We start from the raw sequence: 24,075 nt of genomic DNA, 5'->3' as shown, positions 1-24,075 counted from the left end.
TTTTGCCCACAACAAAGAACAACGAATTTTTTTTAAAATTTACATTGGCAATGATTGACGATAAACGTCATCGTCTATTCCTTATCGTCTATTTCTTAGGGGCATATACGGCGATACAAGCCAGTATGAACAGAGCCGTGCCAATGGGCATGAACATTTTGAGCGGATAGAGAGGTAATTTAAAAACACCCATGGCCTTTTCTTTTATCTGCCAGGCATCCATTCCCATGACACTGCTTTTCCACAGAAGGGTGCCCAGAAAAATAAGGGCAATGATAAGGGTGAGCCATCGAACAAACGTTTTCATGGCAGGGGGGTAGTGCTCGTATAGCATTTCGATGCGGATATGGCTTTTGTGAATCAAGGTATATCCACCAGCAAGAAGGACAAAAACACCAAACAGCTGTTTGTTGATTAACCATGCCCACGATGTCGGGGCGTTAAAGGCATATCGTGAAATCACCTCAAAGGTTACAATGGCCATTATGATGAGAATTAAAAAACTACCAGCTTTGCCAATATTTTCAATGAGGCGTTTGATACTATCGGAAAAAGTATGCATAGGTTATTTCCATGAAGTGGCGGTGCAGATATCACTTGGTCTGCACCTCCTTGTTGTATATTATGACAGGAAATTTGATCGACTCAGCGTAAATATTCGGTCAGCAGGCCATCTTCATCTGTTTTGGATACGCAGTCCCAGACGGAGAAGATGGAGCACTGTCCAAGCAGTTACAATTCAATACCAACCCGAATATTTACGACTCAGTCAGGCAATGAAAACAGGCGATTTCCCGCTCATTACTTAACGCCTCTCCATTCTTTTATCATTTTGATGGCCGCTGCACTGGCCTCATCCTGGGTGGCAAGCTCATCCCAGATTTTGTAGGCGGCTTTTTTGTACTGCTCCTGGCAGTCATCATCAAGAACGTTTTCGATGACCTTTCCCTCTTTAATCAGCCCCTGCACCACATCCATCTCTTTTTTATAGGCAGCCACTGTTGCATGCCAATAGTCTTCACCTGCAGCGTGGAGTGCCGCCTTCATATCGTCGGGCAGTTTGTTCCATTTTTTGAGGTTGACGAGAATATGGCCGATGGTGTGGTCACACTCCATGCCGCGAATCCAGTAAGGAGCGACTTCGTGCCATTTTAAACCGGTGACGGCGCTTACATCCCATTCGGCTGCATCCACAGTGCCAAGTTTCAACCCCATATATGTTTCCGTAGGGGATATGGCCGTGGCCTGCATGCCCAAAGCGCTGTGGTAGGCCATATTACCGCCGTCTGCCTTGATTTTCCATCCCTGGAAATCAGCGCAGGATGTGGCGGGCTTGGTGGACAGTACAAAGGGAACAGGACCATAGGTATGAATATCAAGAAAATAGAGTCCTTGCTTGGCATACTCTTTTCGAAGCAGTTCAGCAAATCCCTTTTTAAAATAAAAATCCCGTATTGCCTGGGCTTTGCCTTCCCAAGTACTCTCCTCATCAATTCGGAAGGCCATGGGCAGGTTGAATTCAACATAACCCACGGGGACCATGCCACCCCACATACCGCCCATGCCGTGGAGCATGTCCACCACACCCTGTTTGGTGCCACCAAACAGTTGATCTCCGGGCATGATTTCCGGCTCGGCAAATACTTTGATTTTTAATTGGCCGTTACTGTGCTTTTCAGCGGATTCGGCAAAGACCTTTAGCTCTTCCATGGAGGTATCTCCATGGGGATACAGGGATTGGATTTTCATTCGGTACACCTTGGCATTGGCATTTTCAATCTGCGGGCCTGCAATTAAAATGGCAATAACACTTATGGCTAATAACAATGATGTGACGGACCAATGGTTTTTTTTCATAATTTATCCTTTTTGTTATGTTGAAAAAAATAAAGATTATGTATGAGAACCCGTTTCCATTTACCATATCTGAATCCGTGTCTGGAAACGGGTCAAGATGGTCGCATTAAAAAGGAATGGCTTCTTTGAGTTCCTCTTCGGTGATGTCAAAAACGGTATCCACGGAATCCAGTGTCTCAATATAGAAGAAATCAGGAAGCTTATCGTCCTTGGGTGTAAATCCCGCTTTTTTGTTAAATGCCTTTTCCATGGCAATGGTCTGAACGGCAATGCCCATGAGCCGGTCCACATCCCATTGACCGCCGAATCTGGCGGCAACCATGTTTACCAGGTGTTGAAGATTTGCAGGATCGGCAAGGCAGAAACCGGAAAAGATGCACATTCCCAGATTGTCAAACAGACACATACCCACCTGGAGCTGGGTGGAAAGTCCCACCTGGCCTTCTTTTTTTGAGGGTTCCACCGAAGGGTCACCAAGGGAATTGCCCGCAGTGTGGTCGGCCCCCATGGGGGAGGTGGCATAGGTGACCCCGGTTCCCTTGAGTCCCCTGGGGTCATAGGCAGCCAGGGCCTGGCCCTTTACAACGGGGATGCGTTTTACGCCCAGATGGGTGCCGACGGCAAGAGTGCCCTGTCCGAGAATTTTTCCGAATTCGGTTCCATCTTTCATCTCCTGCACCAGGGCAACGGCTCCCTTTGCATCTCCGAATTTGAGTTTGCCTGCTTCCATGCATACTCCGATGGAGACTCCGGTTTCCATGGTATCAATACCCAGATCATCACACATCTGGTCCATAAGTGCAACGGTATCAATGTCGTCAATGCCGCAGTTGGCACCCATGAGTCCGATGGTCTCGTATTCAAACCCCGAGGTGATATACTTGCTGTCAGGGCCATTGTATACACTGGAGCATTGGATAATACATCCGGGGGAACAGCGATGGGTCATTTTGCCCTTGCGATTTCCCTGGATCTGGGCAATATGTTCTCCACTGAGCGCTTCTGCCTGTTCAAAACGCCCTTTACTGAAGTTATTGGTGGGCAGGAAGCCCTGGGCATTGGTGGCATTGACCAGGACCGCCGTTCCCAGAGCGGGCAATCCTTGGCCTGAAATAGGATTATCCATGATGGCTTTGCTGTAGGCTTTGCTGTTTGTGCGAAAAGCTTCTTTGTCCTGGTAGGGAGCTTTAAGCTTTTGTGAGGTGGAAACCACAACCGCTTTTATTCCTTTGGAGCCCATGACTGCGCCAAGTCCACCCCTTGCAGCGGCCCGGGCAGGACGTCCTTCGGGATCGGATATCTGCACCGTGGAATTGAGATATCCCCGTTCCCCGGCCTGACCGATGGATATGGTGGCGATGTCTTCGTCGAAATCATTTCGTAGCTGCGCCACCAGTTCATAGTTGTTCATGCCCATGTATTTTGATGCAGAAAGCAGTTTTGCGCCGGAATCATCCAGTATCAGCAGAGACCAGTCATCGTCATTTGAAGGTTTTCCTTCCACAACAATGGCATAAATATCCAGAGCCGCCAGTTTTTTTGCGGCCATACCTCCGGCATTGGCTTCTTTTATGGTACCGGTCAGGGGGCTTTTGCCGCCAATGGAGATTCGTCCGGAACAGGGGGCAGAGGTGTCTGCCATCATTCCAGGGCATATGATCAGTTTGTTGTCCGGCCCCAGAGCATCACAGGTGGGATCCACCTCATGGGAGAGAATCACTGCCACGGTTCCCCGCCCCCCAAACAGGCACATTGATTCCGGCACATTTTCAAATACTGCTTTTTTTTGATCCATGTCTATTCTGAGAAGTTTGTCCATTAGAAATTTACCTTTTATGAAGTGGCTGCTTGTGTCAGTATTCGTAATTCTGGGACTGCAGATCTTGCGAGAACTGGGTCAGGCTTGTGTTATTGGTGCTATCGACCAAAGCCGGGGCGAATCCAAAGTGTCACCGATAATGCCCCTAACGCAAGCCTGACCCTCCTCACTGTTATCTACTTTAATATTATTGTGCCATCTTATCCTTTAATTCTTCAAGGGTTTCAAGGAGAATATCCAAGGATATATCCAGATGTTTTTTGGAAATGGTCAATGATGGCATAAATCGTAATACGTTGGCATGTCGGCCACAGGGAACAGAGAACAATCCCTTTGCAAAAAGAGCCGGGAACAGATCACCCAGGAATTCAGGCCGTGTGGGCTCTTTGGTTGCAGGGTCTTTCACCAGTTCAATGGCTTGCCACAGCCCTTGACCACGGATATCGCCAATCTGTTCAATGCTTTTTTGGGCCTCTTTAAATCGGGACTGCATGTATTCGCCCAACTCGGTGGCCCGGTTTAGCAGATCCATTTCCGGGTCCAGAACAATTTCATAATTGGCCTTGACTGCCGCCAGCGTGATGGAGTTGCCGGTAAAGGTATTGGGTTGGGACTGGGGCGTGAGTTTATCTAGATATTTGGAATTTGTCATGACACCGGCAAAGGGCTGATCATTTCCCACACCCTTGCCAAAGGTGATCATGTCCGGATTGAAATCGTAATGTTCGCAGGCCCACATTTTGCCACTGCGGCCAAAGCCGGACTGAACTTCGTCCGCAACACAGAGAGCTCCTGCCTTCTCAGCCGCCTTTTTCACCATTGGCCACCATTCTTTGGGGGGAACAATGTAACCGCCTTCTCCCTGGAATGCTTCGCAGATAACAACGGCAACATCATCAAGGCCGGTGTAAGGCGAGTTGAGTTTGTAATCCACATATTTTGCGCACTCAACACCGCATTTGGGATACTCCATGTTGAAAGGACAGCGGTAGCAGTAAGCATAGGGCAGATGATGGACATAGGGCATGAGTGCACCATATCCCTTACGGTAGTTTTCGCCCACGGTCATGGCATTTGTGTGTCCGAAAACACCATGGTAGCCGCCCTCAAACGCCACGACCTGGTTTCTTCCAGTGATCATTTTGCCTTGCTTAATACAGGCTTCTGCCCCACCGGTACCGCTCTGGAAGTAGGTCATGAAGCAGTTGTCCTTCAGATCATGGGGGGCGGTTTCCCGCATGATTTTGACGACTTCGTACTTCAGGGGGGTAAGGGCATCAATCATGTGTCCCATTTTGGGGGCCTGTTCCTGAATGGCCTTAACCACCTTGGGGTGGCAACTGCCTGTGCTTTTAACCCCCACGCCGGCACCGAAATCAATGAAAATATTACCGTCTACGTCTTTTATGGTGACGCCCTTTGCCTCTTCTGCCACCAGTGGAAAGACCGTGGCGGCCGGTCGTTGGGGGGTTTCAAGGGACAACATTTCTTGAAAGATTTTTGCAGCCTGGGGACCGGGGATGGTTTCTGTAACCTGTTTCGGTGCTTCGGGGTGACTTAATGCTTCAAGGGCCTGTTCTCTTTGCTCGTTATTCATGGGGGTCTCCTTTTGCAAGGTTTATATCTGTCTTGGGCGATTAAAGCAGATACAAATTTAATGATATTTTATTTTTTTTGTCCAGTCAATACTACTAACGTGCGATATCGTGAGGGGTACTCTGGTTCTGACGGACCTCCTGGGCAGCCCTGCTGCCTATGTTTGGTGCCTGTTAACTTCTTTAGATTGACTTGTGATTAATCTCACAAGTTCCTGACCTAACGGGTTAAATAATTGAGCCGCTGAATGACTGTTATTTTTTAAATGCAGTATTTGTACCGGGTGGGTATTTAAAAAAAAATATTTCATAACATACTTAAAATAAAAAATTTTTTGTATTGGCATCAAATATATAAAATTAAAGATGCAAAGAAAATTAGTTTTTATCCTTATATTTAAGGAATAATCCTAAATATAAGGATTAAAGAATCGGGCTTGGTGACAACATTGGCCCCCTGGGGAGGGGGCAGGATAGCGTTATTGGCATTATCGTTGATTTTGACGTTTGCACCGACTGTGGTCGATAACGCCAATAACACAAGCCTGATTCTGTTGGCCCGTTAATTATGATGAATGGCACATGTGATTATTTATCCCCAAAAATCAGGAAATGCCGGGGCGATGTATGGAAAGTTTTTTCATCCGGGACTCCAGTGTCTTGGGATTCAGCCCCAGGATTCGGGCAGCGCCGTTTTCACCACTGACGCGCCAGCCGGTCTGTTGGAGAATTTTCAGTATATAATTTCGCTGGTGGGCTTCAAGGGTGAGATTCTTTTTTTCACCCACCGGTTCCTCTTCTTTTTGATTGAGGCCTTCCAGGGAAAGTACCTGGTCCCTGGCCAGGATGATGGCCCGTTCCAGAATATTTTCCAGCTCCCGGATATTTCCTGGCCAATGGTATGACAGCAGCTGATTAAGAGTGGTTCTAGGAATGATATCCACGTGTTTACCAAGTTTTCGGTTATAATGTTCAAGGAAATATCGAATCAGGGAGGGGATATCTTCCTTTCGGTTTCTTAAGGGGGGACTTGTGATGGGGAAGACATTGAGTCGATAAAAAAGGTCTTCCCGGAAAGAGCCTTTTTTTACCTCTTGCTTAAGATCTCGATTGGTGGCAGCAATGATTCTGACATCCACACGGATGCTTTTTCCGTCACCCACCCGGTTAAGCTCCCCTTCCTGGAGCACCCGGAGCAGTTTTGTCTGGAATTCCATGGGTAGTTCACCGATTTCATCCAGAAAAAGGGTGCCCTTGTCGGCCAGTTCAAATCGGCCCTTTCGATTCTGGATGGCGCCTGTGAAAGCGCCTTTGACATGACCAAAGAGTTCTGCTTCCATTAATCCGGGGGGAAGGGCACCGCAATTGACTTTTATCAACGGTAGATCTTTACGGCGGCTTAACCCGTGGATGGAGCGAGCCAGTAGTTCTTTGCCGGTTCCGGTTTCCCCCTGAATCAATACCGTTGTGTCCATGGGGGCCACCTGTTCCACTTCTTTTAAAACACGTCGGAATTTTTTGCTTTTTCCAATGACGGTTCCATAATTGTTCTTCAGAACAAGCTCCTGCTTAAGAACGATGTTTTCATCCTTCAGGCGGATGAATTCAGTTTCCAGACTGTTGAGGTAATTGATTAGTGCATGGTCTTTGTTGTTCTTTTGGTCGGGAAGATAGATGAGACTGAAAATATAGTGCTTTCCATTGTAGTTAACCAGTCGAATGATTTCTTCAACGGTGGCAGCGCTTCCATTTTTTTGAATATAATCAAGTTCAACAACATCGCAGCGGAATTTGGATTTTATTTCAATGAAGTTAGTAATGTGATTTTGAAAACGATGAAAGCTTTCATTGGGGAGCACATCAAAGGCTTTCATGGAAAGAAGGGTGTCCCGTGGATACCCAATCAGTTGACAAAAGGCTTCATTGGCATAAAGGAAGTTAACATCTTCGTCGGTTATGGTAATGGCCCACTGGGATTTGTCCAAATCACCGGAGGAGACCTTTTTCCAAAGAATATTGTCAAAACTGCACAGCCAGTACATTAGCAGATTCAGTCCATTGGAGTTGTTTGACATCTGTTTTTCCTGTGTTGACCTTCAAATGTGACGGGTGGCCCATATTGTGACCAAGCCCAGCCTTAAGGCGAGTTTACCCCTGTTCTGATAGTTATTTATCACTATTTTATCAGAGGTTCATAGTAAAAAAAACATTGCTGTTTTGTCATTGCGTGCTATAATGCATGTAATATTTCACTAAATATCGATAAATTCAATAAAAAAATAAGGAAGGGTGAAATGAGCGTTTTTGTTGTGATGAGATTTGACCCCATGCAATGCGGTGCATGTGGGAATGGGCACCTTGATAAGATTTTCAAGGAAAAGGATGCGGCAGAAGAATATATTCAAAGATCAAACACGCGTCGGGGTGTCAGTTGGCAAATTAAGGAATTCATGGTGGAAGAGACGATAATGGCATAGATTTTTGCCAAGAGGTTTGTTTTAACCCTACAACGTCATTTGTGAAAATTAGCTCTACATGTTGTGATCAAGCCCGAAAATTTATTAAAATACAATTGCCAGGAGACAAGTAGCGTTGCCGGGTTAAATCCTAAGTGTTAAATACGGCGGTCACCATCTCCTTTAACAAGTGGAAATCTTTTGTTCATGCCGGGTATAATTTCGCAAAAGTACATATGGAATTGGTTGGAAAGAATGTTTCCCTTTATTCTTACCACAACCAGCTGGAGCCCACACTGATGCCGTTGGTGACGGATTGAACTCCTTGAACCTGTTCCGCAATGCTCACAACCGCTTCCATCATTTTGTGGGAGCCCACATCCCCGTTGATGGTTACATGGCCGTTGAGGCATTTCAGCTGAATGCGCACCGTCCGGGTGGGTTTGTTGCGTGTGAGCGCAGCCCACACCCTGGCAATGGTGAGCGCATCTTCAAAGGTCTGGCGATCTTCATCTCTGTCCTGAAAGGCTTCCTGTTCAAGGGTTTTGGCGATGATCTCCACAGCCCCCTGAATGCTGATCTTATCCAGATTTATCACCAGATCAAAGCTTGCGGGGTCATTGACGTCCACCCCCCATACGGTGCGGCCCCAATGTGCTCTGTCTTTGTCCATTTCCTGGATGTGATCAATGGCCTGTTCCCGGGAAAAACCTTTGTTTTTCATGGCGTGTTCAATGCGGTATTCCATGCCGGCGATGACCTTTACCCGGAGAAGCCGGGGAATATCCTGTAAAAGAAGTTGGGCGGCAAATCCATGGTACACCATGTTATTTCCACGGCCCAGTTCTAGAATGGCGGCTCTGACATATTTTACGTTAATAATGCTTTGTCCCGAATTGAGTCCCAGAGGACCCGGAACCTGCAAAATGGAATTTCTGAGTGTTTCTTCCGGTATGTCATATGTTTCTGCCGCCCGTTTAACAAGTACTTCACGACTGACACAGATGTAGTTCATATGTTTTGCAAGGGCTTTTGCAACGGCTTTACCTCCGCCGAAAGTACCCCTTGAAATGGTGATGATTGCCATTTTATTGATCTCCTCTTTGGGTTTGAATGACAGGTAGCCCCATCCGTCGGGTGATAAGTGCCAGTATGGCAGACAATGCCAGCATGGATATGATCAGAAGATAAGAGGTATCGGGTTTACCGGTGATGTCCCGGATCAGTCCGTTGACCCAGGGCATGATTAAACCGGCTGCACCAAATGCGGTGAAAAGCCATCCATAGTTGAGTCCAAAATTTCTTATTCCGAAATTATCTTTACAGGCTGCCGGAAAAATCGTCAAGTTTGCACCGTAATTAAGGCCGATCATGAAGACCACTAGAAGCACCACGGGCCAGGAAGCCCCACCATTCCGGGTTAACCCGTACAGGATGCCGATGACCGATGCCTGGCACAGGAAGGCGCCACAAAGGGTAAGGGGGCGGCCGATTTTATCTGAAATAATACCACCAAGAATACGGCCAAGCGTATTGCCAATGGAAAGCACCACCACGGCCAAAAAGGCCCATTGGCCCAGAGCCTGTCGTCCAAAATCCGCAGCCACACTGATGAAAACCAGGCCCGCCGATGCTCCGGAAAAATACATGAAAAACAACAACCAGAACTGGCGTGTGGCCATCATCTGTTTCCAGTTGAACTCCTGGAGTGTGGGGGGACTTGTTTTGGAATACCGGGACATGGGCACAAACCCCGGGGGGGGATTGTAGACAAACCATGACAGGCAGAGAACAGCAATCCAGATGGTGATGCCAAGGGTGATCATGGTGGCGCTGATTCCCGGCATGACCATGCCCTGGGGGGTGGTGGTGGAAAAAAAATTCAACAGCCAGGCCGTGAAGGGGGCCAGGGGAAGGGGCGCAAGGCCCGCTCCTGCCACCACAATTCCCACGGTGATACCCGTTTTTTCTGCGGGAAACCATTTCATGGCAGCAGGGGTCAAAGAGGCGTAGGCAAGGCCCACCCCGGTGCCGGTAATGATGCCGAAACCGATGATATACGAGGGCAGGGAAGATCCGCCAAAACCGGCAATAATGCATCCTGCACCCGCCAGTAATCCCCCCAGCATGATGGCCGGACGGGGACCGAATCGGTCCTGAAACTGTCCGGCAGGCACCATGATAAAGGAAAAAATAACGGCCATGGTGGAGTAGGGCAGGGCTTTGTCTGCATTGGACCAGCCCCAGACGTCGGGGATACCGCCTTTGATGACACTCCATACATAAAGAATACCAAAAACAAGACCCAGCCCGGCTGCGGCATAGGTGACCACCCACCCCCTGGAAAAGGAGATGGTAATGTGTGTACTGCTGTGATGCATATTGAATCAATCCTGGTTTATGGCTAACAAAAAATAAATATTTAGAAAAAAAAGGCTCATGCGGGATTTTGGAGTGTTCTTGTCATGTTGATATTTTGACATCACACAACAAAGCCCTGAAATCCCACATGAGCAAAATAAAAACGCCTGTTTAACACGGGTGTCATGTATTTCACAAGCGGATTTTCTGTTTTTCTGGAATTCTTCCCAGCTCTGATTAAGCGTTGAATCGGGAAAATGGGAATGCGCCCCTGTCAATCAGGGAATGAAGGGTGACCGTTTTTAATCTTGAAATCCATGGGTGCTCCGGATGGCATCGGCGGCCAGCCGTCCCTGGATGTAAAGGGAAAGGGCCGCAATGGCCTTGTCGCACACAGTGAACACAGGCACCCCGTTGTCCATCAAGGCGTCCCGCAAGGGATCATAAAGCCGCCCGCCGTCCACCACGGCCACAATGGGGGTGTCCACCTCTTGGGTAAGCTTGATCATCAAGTTCTTGATTCCCTTTTCATGGTGCATGTCATAGTGGGGAAGATCAGTGTCAGCAAGGGTTTTCATGGCAGGAGACATGGGGTCCAAGCTCACCACAATGGCATCCACGTTGGGATCATCGGCCAGGGCTTTTGCCACCAAGGTATGGGTCTCATCGTCGGCGGCAGGGTTGATATCCAGGGGATTGGACAGGGTGACAAAGGTGGACAGTTTTTTTTCTGCAAGCAGGGTGGCAATGGTCTGCCGGGTAGTCTCTTCAAAACGTGCCAATGTCATGTGAAAATCATCTGACTGGATGGAGTCTGCCATACCCACGGCCTCAAATCCGGCTCCGCTCACCGCGGCCAGGCGATTGCCGTTGACGGTTTTACGGCTGAGATTTTCAGATAACAGCAACAGTTCCTGGAATTCAGAAAAATTTCTGGCCACAATGGCCCCGGCCTGGCGCACACAGCTCTCACACACCATGTAATTGCCAGCAAGAGAAGCGGTGTGCCCACTGGTGGCGGCCTTTCCTTCCAGGGTCCGTCCGGCTTTGTAAAAGATTACCTCTTTGCCGGCAAGGACGGCCTCCCGGACAGCTTTGCAGAATTCAAGGCCGTCAAGATCGTTGAACCCTTCGGCATACACCGCAATTACATCCACCTTTTTAGATGTTTTAAAATAGTGCACCATGTCCCCCAGGGTCAGATCGGTCTGGTTGCCCATGGAGATCATGTAGCCGGGTTTCAATTCCGGGCATTGGTTGCTTCTGTGGAGCATGAAGGCCCCGCTCTGACTGATGAGGGCAGCCCGGCGATATTTTCTGTTCCGATCTTTGGGCAGTTTTTCTTCGGGGATGAACCATGTGTCATATCCCCCGGGGCCGGACACAACCCCCATGCAGTTGGCTCCCAGAAACACGGGGCCTCCCTCTTTGGTGCCGTGGATCTCATTGATTTTTGACATCACTTCAAGGGCGATCTCTTTACTGTCCTGGGTCTCTCCCATGCCCCCGGGGATGAGCATGACCCCATTGGCGGCATCCAGACGAATGACCTCATCCACCAGATCCGGAACCTGGGCGGCCCCCACGGCAACGATGAAGAGATCCAGTTTTTTATCCAGGGCACCAAGATCGGATATGCAGGCAATGCCGTCAATGTCCTTTACCCCTTCCCGTAAAATCACAATGTTTTCCCGGGGAAATCCCTCGGCCAGGATATTGTCTAAAATGATACGTCCAAAATTTTTCCGGGTGGCAGAAACCCCGATAATCCCTATGGTTTTCGGGTGGAGCAGCGGATGGATTTTGGCGATGGGACGGGCGTTTTTAATGGTTGATGCCCTGGTGAATCGACACATGCCGTCCAGCGGTACCATGAGGTAATCGGTGAAGGCAAAGGGGTTGATCTCCAGTTCTTCAATGACAAAGGGAGCGTTGGGGTTTGCCTGGGAGTAAAAATTACCCATCTGAATAAAACTTTCAAAGCATTCAATGAGCTGCTCGTCGGTGACAATGCGCCGCTGTCCCCTTGTAAGACCTGCCATTTTACGATAGGAGATGGTCTGTTTAAACAGCTGAAAAAAAGACTGGCCGTCGTTCATGGCTGTGGAAGCAGCCACAATGGCCTGCCCTTTTCGAAATCGTTGGGCATAGAGTTCCGTGTCGGTTCCCCCAAGCCCTGCGCTGATGACGGTGCCAAATTCCCGGGTATGTCGCAGCCCCACAATGAGTTCATTGCCAAAGGCCGAAGAGTCCGGCGGCATGAACTGCACCTGGAGCACTCCTTTTAGATCTCGGCTGATGGCTGCGGTCAGTGCTTCTCCAGACAGTCCTCTGTATGGGGCCGGGGCCGCATGGGGCTGGGCCTGTATCCAGGCGGTGTAGTTCTCCGGCACTTCATAGAGCATGCGGCGGACAGCCGAACGGATGGCATTGGTCTCTTTTTTAACGATGCGTACCCCCCCCACTTCGGTCTTGTGGATGATGGTGGGGGAGACGATTTTCAGGACGGTTTTTTCTCCGGGAAAGGCGCAAAGTTCTTCGTCGGAGGGGCGGGCCCCCCGGGGGATGAAATTGCACTTGGGCGGCGTTTCCGAACCCGAGCGGGATAGAAGAGAGTAGACCTCATACTCATATAAAAAATCCCGGTTTTCCTGGTCCGCCTGGATGAGCATCTGGCTAATACTGTCAAAATCTATGGGAACGTTCATCGGAATCTCCATATGTCATATTATTTCGGGTTGATCACAGAAAGGTGAAAACCGAAAGTTGAGTCTGTATTTTATATACTTAGGCGACAACTTGCTTGACGTCTACCGCTGTGTTTAGATCACCTTTAAATTGTTTTTCTGGTTTTGCAATATGTTGTCCATAGCAAAAGCAGGTAATTGTAATGATCGAAAATATTAATGCCAGGAAATGGTAGAAGTTAAAAGGTTCTTTATAATAGAGAACCCCCACGCCAATTGACGTGGTAATGATTGATACGACCGCATAAATTATATATGTTGAAGCGCCATAACCAGAATAAAGAAGATAGAAACCTAAAAAAGTAACAAAAAAACCAACTCCGCTTAGAAGAATAAACTTCCAGTTTGAGATTAGATAAGAAATGTTTTTTTCGGTGGGAAAGGATAGCGTTGAAAAGAAAAATAGAATTGTGCAAATTAGTACCGCTCCAAACATAAATAGGAATGGGTTTTTAGACACCTGCGCCCCTTTTTGTCCGAATACAAATATAGCATTTCCGATTGCTGCTATAGTCGCAAATATTAGTGGTTTTATCATTGGTTGTCCCTTTGGTTATATGATATTCATTATTTGTACGTGTCGTCTTTTATAACTTGTAAATGAAATATTGGTTTTTTCAGAAGACCTCCTTTTGCCTCCAAATTTTTCAACCTGTACGGCTACCAATTATCCGTAGTTTTTGCAAGGCAAATAGGTCAAATTTAGATTTGAATTTGTATTGTTAGATTATCAATAGCACAAATCCGGTATCCTTCATTTTCGCTTTACACTTCCATGAGGTGAATGGCCGTTTTGTGGTGCTCAACTCTGAAAAGTGTAAAGTACTTTTGATGTGATATGAAGGGGGCCAATCGGCCAACAAAAACTTGAAAATCAAGTGTCAGGAATGGGAATGCGCCTCCCTGGTCTTTAAAACGGAATTGGATTATCTACGTCCAGGCCGTCTACCCAGGGAGAAAATAATGCCCGCAAGCCCCATACCGGTATAGATTCGCAATGACATCTGCATGCTTTTCATGAACTGCCCCATGTTTTCCGGAGTTACTGCCTGATCCCCTAGATAGTGTGTGATGATCAACGTGACCGTGGCCATGCTTACCAGCATGCCCTGGGTGCGCATGGTACCCACCATGCTGGAGGCGGTACCGTAATATCTGGGTTGGACACTGGACATGATGGCGTTCATGTTGGGGGTGGAAAAAAGCCCGAATCCGATACCCTGGAGAATGAGCATGGTAAGAATCACGGCAAGGGAGGTTGTCATTCCCATGAAGGATGCCAGGAAAAGCCCCACGGTGCATGTGGCCATGCCAAGGGTTGCAATCCATGTGGCTGGATATACGTCTGAAAGTCGACCGGCCAGGGGAGAGAGCATGGCCTGGGTCAGTGGCTGCACCATCATGATAAAGCCTGCGGTCTGGGCAGAAAAGCCTTTTGTGTACTGCAGGTAAAGGGAGAACAAAAAGATGATGCCAAAGGAGGCGGCATAGTTGATCAGGGTGGCGATATTGCTCAGGGTGAACGTAAGGTTACTGGTGAACAGGTGCACATCAATGAGGGGAAATCTTGTTTTTTTCTGAAGCTGGAAAAACAGCGCCAGCCCCATGAGCCCGGCCAAGATCATTATCCAGGCACCGGTCATTTTGTTGACCTGGGTCATTCCCGTGATGACAATGGACAGGGCCAGGGCAAAGACCACTGATCCCTGCCAGTCAAATGTGTCGCCCCTGGAATCAGCCCATTCCCCGTGCAAACGGGTCAGGGTCAGCGCCAGTGCCGTGATCTGCACCGGCAGCATGAAATAAAAAATCCACCGCCATCCCATGTGGGTGACCATGATTCCGGCAAGGGTGGGACCTGCTGCCAGCCCCAGATAGACTAAGGCCACCACGATGCCCATGGCCTTTCCCCGTTTTGATTCCGGAAACACGGAGGTGAGGATGGCAAAGCTGGTGGCCGTGATCATGGCAGCTCCGACCCCCTGGAAAATTCGGAATAAGATAAAAGTACGTATCCCCATACAAAGGGGAATTGCCAGGGTGGAAAGGATGGACACCACGGTGCCGGCGATGAATATTCGTTTCCGACCGTGGATGTCGGCAAACCGGCCCGCCGGGAGCATGGTGATGGAAACAGCCAGGATATACATCATCTGAATCAATCCCAGCTGCATGGCACTGGCCTGGAACTCATGGCCGATCACCGGCAGGGCAATACCCACAGAGGAGGACATGAAGGGGGTGAGAAATTGAACGCTGGAAACGATGAACAATACAGCGCCGGGGGAGCTGTCAGCATGTGGTGATTGTGTGGGGTGTTTCATCGGGCGAAAACCTTAGTTAAAATTGTGTTTTAGAAAGTTAAATGTCAGATTCGGCTATTCTTCTTATATCTTGCATCATAAATGACCGTATGTTTATGATTATTATGGATATAAATTCCTGCAGGTTTAACATTTCTGATGAAATTTTCAAGGAAATCCGAAATGATGGTGTAAGGAAGGGCATTTTTTTTGTTGGAAACTAAGCTGTTTTGTGGGTAAAATAGCTTAGTTCCTCCAGAAAATGTTTTCGGGCTGAAGACATCACATGATAATTAAGATTACTTTCACATTCATTTGGGCTTGACCTCTCCCAAACAAGTCAACTCTGAAAGTTGCGAAACAATGAATCCACAAGCGGAACCTGATGCCATGCATGTAGTAAATAAATTAAATACCATTTGTTTGAAGCGCTATCTTATTTTCATTCTTATTACCTGGACCTTTATTGTCGGTCTTTCCCTCTGGTGGAACCATGGTCTTGTGAAAAGCGGTGCCCTTGACTCTGCAAAAATTGAGGCCCGTACCGCCATAAGAAAAGATATTGTGTATCGCCGGTGGAATGCCATGCATGGAGGGGTTTATGTCCCCATTACCCCAGAAACAGCCCCCAATCCCTGGTTGGTAGATCCCCTTCGGGATCTTGTCTCCGAGAATGGACTTCTTCTGACAAAAATAAATCCCTCCTACATGACACGCCAGGTACATGAAATTGCAAGAACCACGGACAATATGTGGGGGCACATCACCAGTTTGAACCCCATCCGGCCCGGGAACAAGGCTGATGATTGGGAAGTCCTTGCACTCTCTCAGTTCACAAAGGGGGCACCCGAGGTAAGCTCTGTTGAAATTTGGGATGGAAGACCCTTTATGCGCTTGATGAGTCCTTTGAAAACCGAAGAAAGTTGTCTGAAGTGTCACGCTGTCCAGGGATATGAGTTGGGCGATATCCGTGGGGGCATCAGTGTGGCGGTGCCCCTGGCTCCGTACTTTGATATCCTTAAACCCACAATGTTTACCCTGTTTTTAGTTCATTGTTTTGCATGGGGGCTGGGCGTTTTTGCTGCCTTTGCAGGAGTAAATATTTTGGAAAAACGGATTCGTTATCGTCTGGAAAGGGAAGAAGCTTTGGGTAGAGAAGAAAATATTCAAGGACGCATGGAAATGGCTGCAACGGTGGGACACGAATTAAACCAGCCCCTTCAAATCATTTCCGGAAATGTTGATCTGCTTCTTATGGATATTGCAATCGATACCCCCCATGGGAAGAAATTGACGACCATAAAGGATCAAATCCAACGCATGGGGGATATTACCAGAAAAATATTGACCATCACGCAGCAAGAAAGTTTGCAGTATCCCCAGGGTAAAATTATACCGATCACTAAAAAGTAAGAGGCTATTTTTTCATCTTTTTCTTTTATGGCCGCGTAAATAGCGGCATGATCTTGGTCGTCGTGGATGCGATGATCAGAGGGGTTAAATGCTTTGATAAAATTTTTGGTAAAATCCAGGATGGTTTACATGAATCGTGTGTACAAGAGATTCTTGGCCATTTCCATGTTTCTACCAAAAATGTTGATGCCGTGATATACAGGATGGTTAAATTTTTTAGGGTTTTCTGTGATTCCTCATTATTTGTTGACTTTCCCACAAAGCGGCAGATGGTCAACACGTAAAATAAATGGGAGTTGGTTCTAAGCCTGCCACCGTAGTGCCAGTAAGTGACCGAGGTGGCCGACGTTAGAATCAAATCCAATAAATGATAAAGAGTTGGATGAATATGATAGATGAGCAATTAAGACAAGGGCTGCACCAGGCGTTGGGAGCAGCAATTCAAGGAGAGATCCGTTTTGATGGGATCTCACGACAGCTTTACAGTACCGATGCCTCGGATTATCAGAAACTTCCCATGGGGGTGGTGATCCCCGCCACTATAGATGATATTTGTGCCGTTGTGGACATTGCCGGAACATATGGCGCTTCCATTATCCCCCGGGGGGGCGGTTCCAGTCTTTCGGGTCAGACAGTGGGGCCAGGGATTGTCCTTGATCTTTCAAAATATCTTAATCATATTCTTGATATCAATGTTAAAGAACAATGGGCAGATGTGGAAAGTGGTGTGGTGCTGGATGTGTTGAATGCGGCCCTTATGCCCCATGGGCTCATGGTGGGACCGGATCCGTCCTCCAGTGCCGTGGCTACCCTGGGGGGCATGACCGGTAATAACTCCACCGGATCCCACTCCATCAAATATCGTATGATTGTAGACCACATCCATGAGGTGGATGTGGTGCTGGCCGATGGTTCCAGGGCCACCCTGGGCCCCAAAACCCCTGAAGAGGTTGCAGAACTGCTGGAACAGGCGACGGCAGAGGGACGCTTATACCGGGGAATGCTTGAGATATTAAAGGAATATAAAGCCGACATTGAAACGGGGTACCCGGATACCTGGCGCAATGTGGCCGGATATAACCTCCAACGTCTGGTGGAGGATCAAAAGGCAGGAAAACCTTTGAACCTCATGCCCCTGGTGGTGGGGGCCGAAGGTACGCTGGCTGCCATTACCCGTATTCGTGTGGGGCTGGTCCCCCGGCCCCGGGTGGTTCGTCTCATGGTACTTCATTTCAATGATCTGAAAACGGCCCTGGAGCGGGTTCCCTTTATCCTGGAACATGATCCGTCGGCGGTGGAGCTCATGAGCCGGCCCATTTTGAAGATGGCTCATGAAAACAGTGCCTATCGGAACACCTTACATCGCTTTGTCCATGGGCTCCCCGGGGCCGTTCTCGTCGTGGAATTTGCAGGAGACGACGAACCGTCCATTGCAAAAAGCGTTGAAGGGCTTGAACAGGCCTTGATGGACACCGGCTATGATACTCCCCTGACCCATTGCGTTACACCCGAAGAAATGGGCCGGGTGTGGTGGGTCCGAAAATCCGTACTGGGACTGTTGATGAGCAAACCCGGAGACAATAACCGGCGGATCTGGATCATTGATGATGCCACCGTTCCCGTGGATCGCATGGTGGGCTTCACCCAGGATATCCTTGCGGCGGGAAGGGAGCTGGGGTTTGAACTTAATTTTGATGCCCATGCCTCGGCGGGGTGTCTTCACATGGGGCCGGAAATCAATCTGAAAACCGTGGAGGGCCTTGCCTCCCTTGAGCGGTTGGCCCAAAAGATCATGGACATTGCCATTGCCCACAAGGGCACCACCACCGGTGAGCATGGTGAGGGGATTGCCCGCTCTTATTTTAATAAGCAGCTTTATGGAGAACGCCTCCACCAGGCCTTTGGGAAAGTGAAAGCCCTGTTTGATCCCGACAATGTATTTAACCCCCATAAGATGATCAATGCACCCAAGCCCTGGGATCCGGAGTGGTTGAAATATAAACCGGGATATGCAACGCCCCTGTCTCCTGAAAAGACATTCTTTGATTTTTCATCCCACAACGGATTCCAAGGGTTGGTGGAGATGTGCAACGGCCAAGGCGAGTGTCGCTCCTGGGTAAGAGGAACCATGTGCCCCACCTTCCGGGTCACCGGTGAAGAGATGGATTCCACAAGGGGACGGGCCAATGCTTTGAGGGCCGCCATCACCGGCAAGTTCGGCACCGAAGGCCTTGGCAGCAAAGAACTCTACGAGGTGATGGATCTGTGTGTGGCATGCAAGGCCTGTCGCAACGAATGCTCCACCCGGGTGGACATGGCTAAATTAAAATTTGAGTTTCTGGCCCAGTATCAGGCCCAACATGGGGTGCCGCTGCGAAGTCGTATGATCGGTCATATGGATGTGTCCAGTCGTCTGGGAACGCTCCTGCCGGGTCTGGTGAATTACTTTTATAAAAACAGTTTGTTCCGGGAACTGCTTGAGAAAACCGTTAAAATTGACCGTCGGCGAACATTGCCGGCCATTGCATCGGTGCCTTTTCAGCATTGGTTTAACCATCGAACAAAGCCTTCCTCATCCCCCCGGGGGCCTGTTGTGCTGTGGGATGATTGCCATATCAGTTATCATCAGCCACAGCTTGGCAAAGATGCCGTACGCATCCTGGAAGCCGCCGGTTTTGAAGTCATACTGGTGGCGGATCGTCGGTGTTGCGGTCGTCCCTTGATCTCCAAGGGGATGCTTGACAAGGCCACGGAACATGCCAGGCACAATGTGGCAAAACTTCTGCCCCATGCCCGCCAGGGAACCCCCATCGTGGGTGTGGAACCCAGCTGCATTGCCTGTTTTAGAGATGAATACCCGGATCTTCTTAAAAATCAGGATGCCCGTCTGGTGTCGCAGAACAGTTTTTTCATTGAAGCGTTTATTGCGGATCTGATGTTGGAGGGCGATGTTAAATTTACCTTTAAATACCCATTGGACAAGCAGACGGTCATGGTCCACACCCATTGTTATCAAAAGGCATTGGGAACGTCTGACCCGGTCATAACTATGCTTGAAGCGCTTCCGGAAACCGAGGTGACCATGATTGACAGTGGTTGCTGTGGCATGGCTGGCTCCTTTGGGTATGAAAAGGAGCATTACGATACCTCCATGGCCATTGGGGAGCTCTCTTTGTTTCCAGCGGTGAGGGCTGCTGCTCCCGGGGTGATGATTGCAGCACCTGGCACTTCCTGTCGTGAGCAGATCAAGGATGGTACAGAGCAACGGGCACAGCATCCCATCTCCATCTTTGCGGCGGCATTGCGTTAAGGATCGTGCAACCCGTACAGGGCTCAAAATAGCAGGGCCTGGCTTTTGTGAAAGCCAGGCCTTTTCACTTCATGGAGTTGCTTTTGCATTTCGGGTTTGATGACGATATCCTCCAGTTGGGGGAAGATTCAGCCACCGCCGCGGTATCCCAGCATGTGAGAAATATCCATGGCGCTGCCTGCAACCATGGAACCGAATTTTTTAACTTCGGACCGCCGGAAAGCCCCCACCAGAATAACACAGCCGATCACCTCGTTTTTGTTGTCCATAACCGGAGCGGCAAGGACGTTAATGTTGGGATTGGTGATGCCAAGATCCATTGAGTAGCCCTCTTTTCGACAGGTGGCAAGCTCTTCCAGAAGATACACCATGTCCACAGGCTCCCCATCACCATAAAAACACAAGTAATCCTGGGAAAGGATCTCCTGTTGCCGGGCCTGGGGCATGAAGGCCACGATGGCCTTACCATGGGCACCATGGGTGATATGGTGATGGGCACCCACGCGGATGCGGTACCCGAAATCTTGGTTACTCTCCGCTTTGGCGATGATGTAAAATTGTGATCCCGTAATTTGGCCAAAATGGGTGGAAAGTTCTGTTTTTTCAGCCAGGTTCTGTAAATGGGGGAGGACCAGATCCCGGATGTCGATGTTATTTAAGATATTTCTGGCAAGCCCCACAATCCCCAACCCCAGGCGGTAGGTTTTGGTCTGGGGGTTCTTTTCAATGAAGTCATATTTCATAAGGGTATTTAATATGGTATATGCTTTACTCTTATGAATTTCCAGCTGATTGCATATTTCTGTCAGCGTTAATTGCGGGTTGGGGGAATCTGCCAGGCAGTTTAACAATTGCATGGCTTGGTCCACTGCCGGGACTGTGGACTTGTAGCTGGATTTTTTCTCTTCTGATGTTTTTTTTTTCATAGCCACTCTGCCCATTTTACGGTGTTTGCCCTTTGAAAAGGGTAAAGTACTTCTGGAATGATATGAAGGATGCCGTTTTATTTTCTAAAAAAATCATGGTGAATTGAGCGGGCTTTACCCGTTTTTAGAAAAACAGAACTCCCTGTATATGGTTTACGAAATAATTATCCTTGCATCCACGGCATAGAGGGATTTTCCGGTTCCTTTGATGGGATTTAAGTCAATCTCGCTGATCTGGGGAAAGTCTGTGACAAGGCGGCCCAGTCGCTGAAGATAATCACAGAGCATGGGGATGTCCATGCCGGCTTCCCCACGAACACCTTCAAGCACGGCATAGCTGTTGATGCCCTGGATCAGATTCATGCTCTCCCGGGGGGAGAGGGGGGCCAGGCCAAACTGGACATCCTTTAACACCTCCACATAAATACCGCCCAGACCAAACATGATAAGATGGCCGAAATCCCCCTCCCTGCTTGCACCTGCGATGACTTCAGTTCCCTGGACCATTGTCTGGAGCAAGGCCCCTTCAGCATCGGGTATTTCCATGAGCGCATCCCAGGCCGCTTTTGCCTGGGCCATATTCTGTATGCCCACCTTAACCCCCCCCACATCACTTTTGTGCAATGGGCCGATGACTTTCATCACCAGGGGAAACCCAATGGCGTCACAGGAAGCAGCAAGTTTTTGATCATCTCTGACTTCGCATTGTTCCGGTAATTTAAACCCACATCCTTTTATCACCTGTTCCACTGTTTCCGGAGACAGAGTATCTGTCTGGCCTTCAAGGGCCTTGGCAATGGTAGCTTTATCATATCCCTCAAGGTCGGGTAGATCCTCCTGGGGGGCCTGCCATCCAGCGATTCTGGCCAGGGCCTGGGCCAGGGGAACCTCATCGGGCAGGTAAATTTTGCCAAGACCTATCATCTCTTTTATCTCTTCCCGGCAGGAGGTGATACTGCTCAACATGGGCATGATGGGAATGGGGCAGGTGTCCATGGCCTTGGCGATTTCACGATAGATTTCGCTGTTGGGGGACATGCCGGAATTGCCCAGCAGTACGGCAATGACATTGATGTTGGCAGACTCCTCCCTGGCCAGAATTTCTAAGATCGCTTTCATCTGTTCAGGGGTTCTGGAGGGCAGGGTATCTATGGGATTTATAAGCGAACTTTCAGCCGGCAGTACCTGAGCCAGGAGGGAAACGGTTTTTTCCTTTAATTGAGCAAGTTCCATTCCCTGACGATACAGCTCATCGGACATCATTACACCCGGCCCTCCGGCATCCGTGAGAATACAGGCCCGGCCTCCTTTGAGGGGACCCCTGGCAGCGGCCAGTGCGCAGGCCACATTCACCATGAGTGAACGCCCTTCCACCCGAATAATACCGGCTTTTTCAAATAACGCAGCCACCGCCGTGTCGCTGTTGGCAATGGCCCCGGTGTGGCTGGCAGCGGCCCGTTCGCCTGCTTCGGTGGCACCGGATTTGATTCCCACAATGGCGCAGCCTTTTTTAACAAGGCTTCTGGCGTGGTAAAGCAGTTTGGCCGGTTTTTTCACCGTCTCCATGTAGAGCATTAATATTCTGGCATTGTCCGGCCCATAGTTTTCATTGTAAAGCTCCAGAAGGTCTTCCACGCCCATTTGGATGGAGTTGCCAAGGTTTACCACGTTGCCAAAGGACAGTCCCCGGTTAAGACCCATCTCCATGACATAGTCCACTGTGGCGCCGGAGCCGCTGATGACATCAACCACCCCACCCGGAAGATGGGGGACAATACCGGCAAATTTGCCTTTATAGCATTTTGTAAGGAACCCGGAGCAGTTGGGGCCGATGAGAGCCATGTTTGCCGAGGCTGCGATTTTTAGCATCTCTTGTTCTATCTTCTTTCCTGCTTCATCCTTTTCCCCAAATCCGGCGGTTAGAACGATGACGGCGCCTGCTCTCATGGTTGCCAGTGCCTGGATGGCGGGCAGGACAAATCTGGACGGAATGGCAATAATTGCAAGGTCCGGAGCCGCCGGGAGCTCTGAAATGGATGGATATGACTTGATGTTCAGGATTTCAGGCGATTTGGGGTTCACCGGCCACAAATTCCCTTCATAGCCATATTCTTTTATTTTTTCGATGACCCGACCGCCGGGTTTCAGGCCATCGTTGGACGCACCTATAACGGCGATGCTTTTGGGGTGAAAGAGATTTTGGTAAACTTTTTTTCGGGATTCAGGGGTGGTGAAAATTTGTTTTTCCATGATGGTTCCTTGTTGATTTTTTGCCGGGGATTAGACATCGCGTTTTAAAATTCTGTATACAGAAAACTTTTTTGTATATAATTTACACTGTAAGGCTTTGATTGGTCAATCTTCTTTAGATCTTTTATGATTGTAGGCGTTGAGGTGGATAAATATATGAGGGTCGAAATGGCCTCCCTCTAACTCCCGATATAACCGCCACGGGCGGACCTTATTCTGACCTTGGTCCACCCACAACGAAGATAGAAAGTCCCTTTTGGTTTTCAGGGACTTTCATATAAATGTGGAGATTTTTTGCTCGTAATCTGGTGATAAAAAAATAGTATCGCTTGACAGTAGTATTGATGGGCAGTAATATTCAAACATGATAAAGACGTTTAAATGCAAAGAAACAGAAAAAATTTGGAAAAGAAAATTCTCTAATAAATTTTCCAAAGATATTCAATCTAAAGCAAGGCGTAAGCTTATTTTTCTTGATTCAGCTTCAACCCTAAGTGATTTAAGAGTTCCCCCCCCTAACCGGTTGAAAAAGCTAAAGGGGGATAGAAAAGATCAATATTCAATAAGAATTAACAACCAATGGAGAGTTTGTTTCTATTTCATTGATGGAGAAACTACAGAAGTTGAAATTGTAGATTATCATTAGGAGATAAAATTATGGCAGACACAATACCCTTAGAACACCCTGGAATTATCCTGAAAGAAGAGTTTTTAGAAGCGTTTGATTTAACAGCTTATGCTGTTTCAAAACGCACGGGTATTCCCCAGACTGCTCTTGGAGAAATATTAAAAGGAAAAAGAAATATATCTCCCATAAATGCTTTGAAATTATCCAAGTTTTTCAATGTCTCTGAAAATTTTTTCTTAAATATACAGTCAAGATATGATTTAGATTTAGCAAAAGAAAAAGCAAAAAAGCCTCTTTCCAAAATAATTCCTTTCAACAGACCTCCCCTAAATAGTGAAGGCCTATTAGAGGCTTGATAAAAAAATAGATTTGCTTTGGTTGTGAATTGCTAAAAATTCGATCTACGAGGT

Annotated in this window: 17 protein-coding genes; 5 read left to right on the top strand and 12 right to left on the bottom strand. The window is 48.3% G+C overall.

Features of this window, described 5'->3' with window-relative positions:
- Positions 1–88: 88 nt before the first annotated feature.
- From ACYQ2M_RS18165 to ACYQ2M_RS18145, 5 genes are all read right to left on the bottom strand, one after another.
- Positions 89–562, bottom strand: coding sequence for a TRAP transporter small permease subunit (locus tag ACYQ2M_RS18165; protein WP_459917795.1), 474 nt, complete (start codon positions 560–562; stop codon positions 89–91).
- Positions 563–801: 239 nt separating this feature from the next.
- Positions 802–1,857: a TRAP transporter substrate-binding protein DctP gene (dctP, locus tag ACYQ2M_RS18160; protein WP_459917794.1), complete on the bottom strand. Its 1,056-nt coding sequence runs from the start codon at positions 1,855–1,857 to the stop codon at positions 802–804.
- A gap of 106 nt (positions 1,858–1,963) precedes the next feature.
- Positions 1,964–3,676 carry an aldehyde ferredoxin oxidoreductase C-terminal domain-containing protein gene (locus ACYQ2M_RS18155; protein WP_459917793.1) on the bottom strand — a complete coding sequence of 571 codons (1,713 nt, stop codon included), beginning with the start codon at positions 3,674–3,676 and terminating at the stop codon, positions 1,964–1,966.
- A 187-nt stretch (positions 3,677–3,863) separates the two neighbouring features.
- Positions 3,864–5,273, bottom strand: coding sequence for an aspartate aminotransferase family protein (locus tag ACYQ2M_RS18150; RefSeq protein ID WP_459917792.1), 1,410 nt, complete (start codon positions 5,271–5,273; stop codon positions 3,864–3,866).
- Positions 5,274–5,876: 603 nt separating this feature from the next.
- Complete coding sequence (locus tag ACYQ2M_RS18145) at positions 5,877–7,346, bottom strand: sigma-54 interaction domain-containing protein (protein WP_459917791.1); 1,470 nt, start codon at positions 7,344–7,346, stop codon at positions 5,877–5,879.
- A 219-nt stretch (positions 7,347–7,565) separates the two neighbouring features.
- Between ACYQ2M_RS18145 and ACYQ2M_RS18140 the strand changes: the two genes are divergently transcribed.
- Complete coding sequence (locus ACYQ2M_RS18140) at positions 7,566–7,748, top strand: hypothetical protein (protein ID WP_459917790.1); 183 nt, start codon at positions 7,566–7,568, stop codon at positions 7,746–7,748.
- Positions 7,749–7,998: 250 nt separating this feature from the next.
- Here the strand turns inward: ACYQ2M_RS18140 and ACYQ2M_RS18135 are convergent, their stop codons facing one another.
- The 5 genes from ACYQ2M_RS18135 to ACYQ2M_RS18115 form a co-directional block, all read right to left on the bottom strand.
- Positions 7,999–8,814 (bottom strand): cytidylate kinase-like family protein, encoded by an 816-nt coding sequence (locus ACYQ2M_RS18135; protein WP_459917789.1) that lies wholly within the window; start codon positions 8,812–8,814, stop codon positions 7,999–8,001.
- Position 8,815: 1 nt separating this feature from the next.
- Complete coding sequence (locus ACYQ2M_RS18130) at positions 8,816–10,108, bottom strand: L-lactate MFS transporter (protein ID WP_459917788.1); 1,293 nt, start codon at positions 10,106–10,108, stop codon at positions 8,816–8,818.
- 282 nt (positions 10,109–10,390) lie between these two features.
- Positions 10,391–12,796, bottom strand: a complete 2,406-nt coding sequence (locus ACYQ2M_RS18125; RefSeq protein ID WP_459917787.1) for an acetate--CoA ligase family protein — start codon at positions 12,794–12,796, stop codon at positions 10,391–10,393.
- A gap of 79 nt (positions 12,797–12,875) precedes the next feature.
- Positions 12,876–13,373 carry a hypothetical protein gene (locus tag ACYQ2M_RS18120; RefSeq protein WP_459917786.1) on the bottom strand — a complete coding sequence of 166 codons (498 nt, stop codon included), beginning with the start codon at positions 13,371–13,373 and terminating at the stop codon, positions 12,876–12,878.
- A gap of 388 nt (positions 13,374–13,761) precedes the next feature.
- The gene (locus ACYQ2M_RS18115; RefSeq protein ID WP_459917785.1) at positions 13,762–15,159 is read right to left on the bottom strand and encodes an MFS transporter; all 1,398 of its coding nucleotides are present in this window, start codon (positions 15,157–15,159) and stop codon (positions 13,762–13,764) included.
- Between the two features lie 369 nt (positions 15,160–15,528).
- Between ACYQ2M_RS18115 and ACYQ2M_RS18110 the strand changes: the two genes are divergently transcribed.
- Both ACYQ2M_RS18110 and ACYQ2M_RS18105 read left to right on the top strand, forming a co-directional pair.
- On the top strand, positions 15,529–16,551 hold the full coding sequence (locus tag ACYQ2M_RS18110; protein WP_459917784.1) for a c-type heme family protein: 1,023 nt from the start codon (positions 15,529–15,531) through the stop codon (positions 16,549–16,551).
- A 382-nt stretch (positions 16,552–16,933) separates the two neighbouring features.
- On the top strand, positions 16,934–19,861 hold the full coding sequence (locus tag ACYQ2M_RS18105; RefSeq protein ID WP_459917783.1) for an FAD-binding and (Fe-S)-binding domain-containing protein: 2,928 nt from the start codon (positions 16,934–16,936) through the stop codon (positions 19,859–19,861).
- 128 nt (positions 19,862–19,989) lie between these two features.
- Here the strand turns inward: ACYQ2M_RS18105 and ACYQ2M_RS18100 are convergent, their stop codons facing one another.
- Both ACYQ2M_RS18100 and ACYQ2M_RS18095 read right to left on the bottom strand, forming a co-directional pair.
- Positions 19,990–20,787 carry an IclR family transcriptional regulator gene (locus ACYQ2M_RS18100; protein WP_459917782.1) on the bottom strand — a complete coding sequence of 266 codons (798 nt, stop codon included), beginning with the start codon at positions 20,785–20,787 and terminating at the stop codon, positions 19,990–19,992.
- A gap of 153 nt (positions 20,788–20,940) precedes the next feature.
- Entirely contained in the window at positions 20,941–23,037 is a 2,097-nt protein-coding gene (locus ACYQ2M_RS18095; protein ID WP_459917781.1) for an acetate--CoA ligase family protein, read from the bottom strand.
- A gap of 364 nt (positions 23,038–23,401) precedes the next feature.
- On the opposite strand from ACYQ2M_RS18095, the gene ACYQ2M_RS18090 reads away from it, so the two are divergent.
- A complete protein-coding gene (locus ACYQ2M_RS18090; RefSeq protein WP_459917780.1) occupies positions 23,402–23,683 on the top strand; it encodes a type II toxin-antitoxin system RelE/ParE family toxin in 282 nt (93 codons plus the stop codon).
- Positions 23,684–23,694: 11 nt separating this feature from the next.
- The gene (locus ACYQ2M_RS18085; RefSeq protein ID WP_459917779.1) at positions 23,695–24,021 is read left to right on the top strand and encodes a HigA family addiction module antitoxin; all 327 of its coding nucleotides are present in this window, start codon (positions 23,695–23,697) and stop codon (positions 24,019–24,021) included.
- The last annotated feature ends 54 nt before the right edge of the window (positions 24,022–24,075 follow it).

It is taken from the genome of Desulfocicer niacini, from assembly GCF_054657595.1.
The sequence above is the reverse complement of the archived record's forward strand: the minus strand, read 5'-3'. Positions and strand labels throughout refer to the sequence as shown.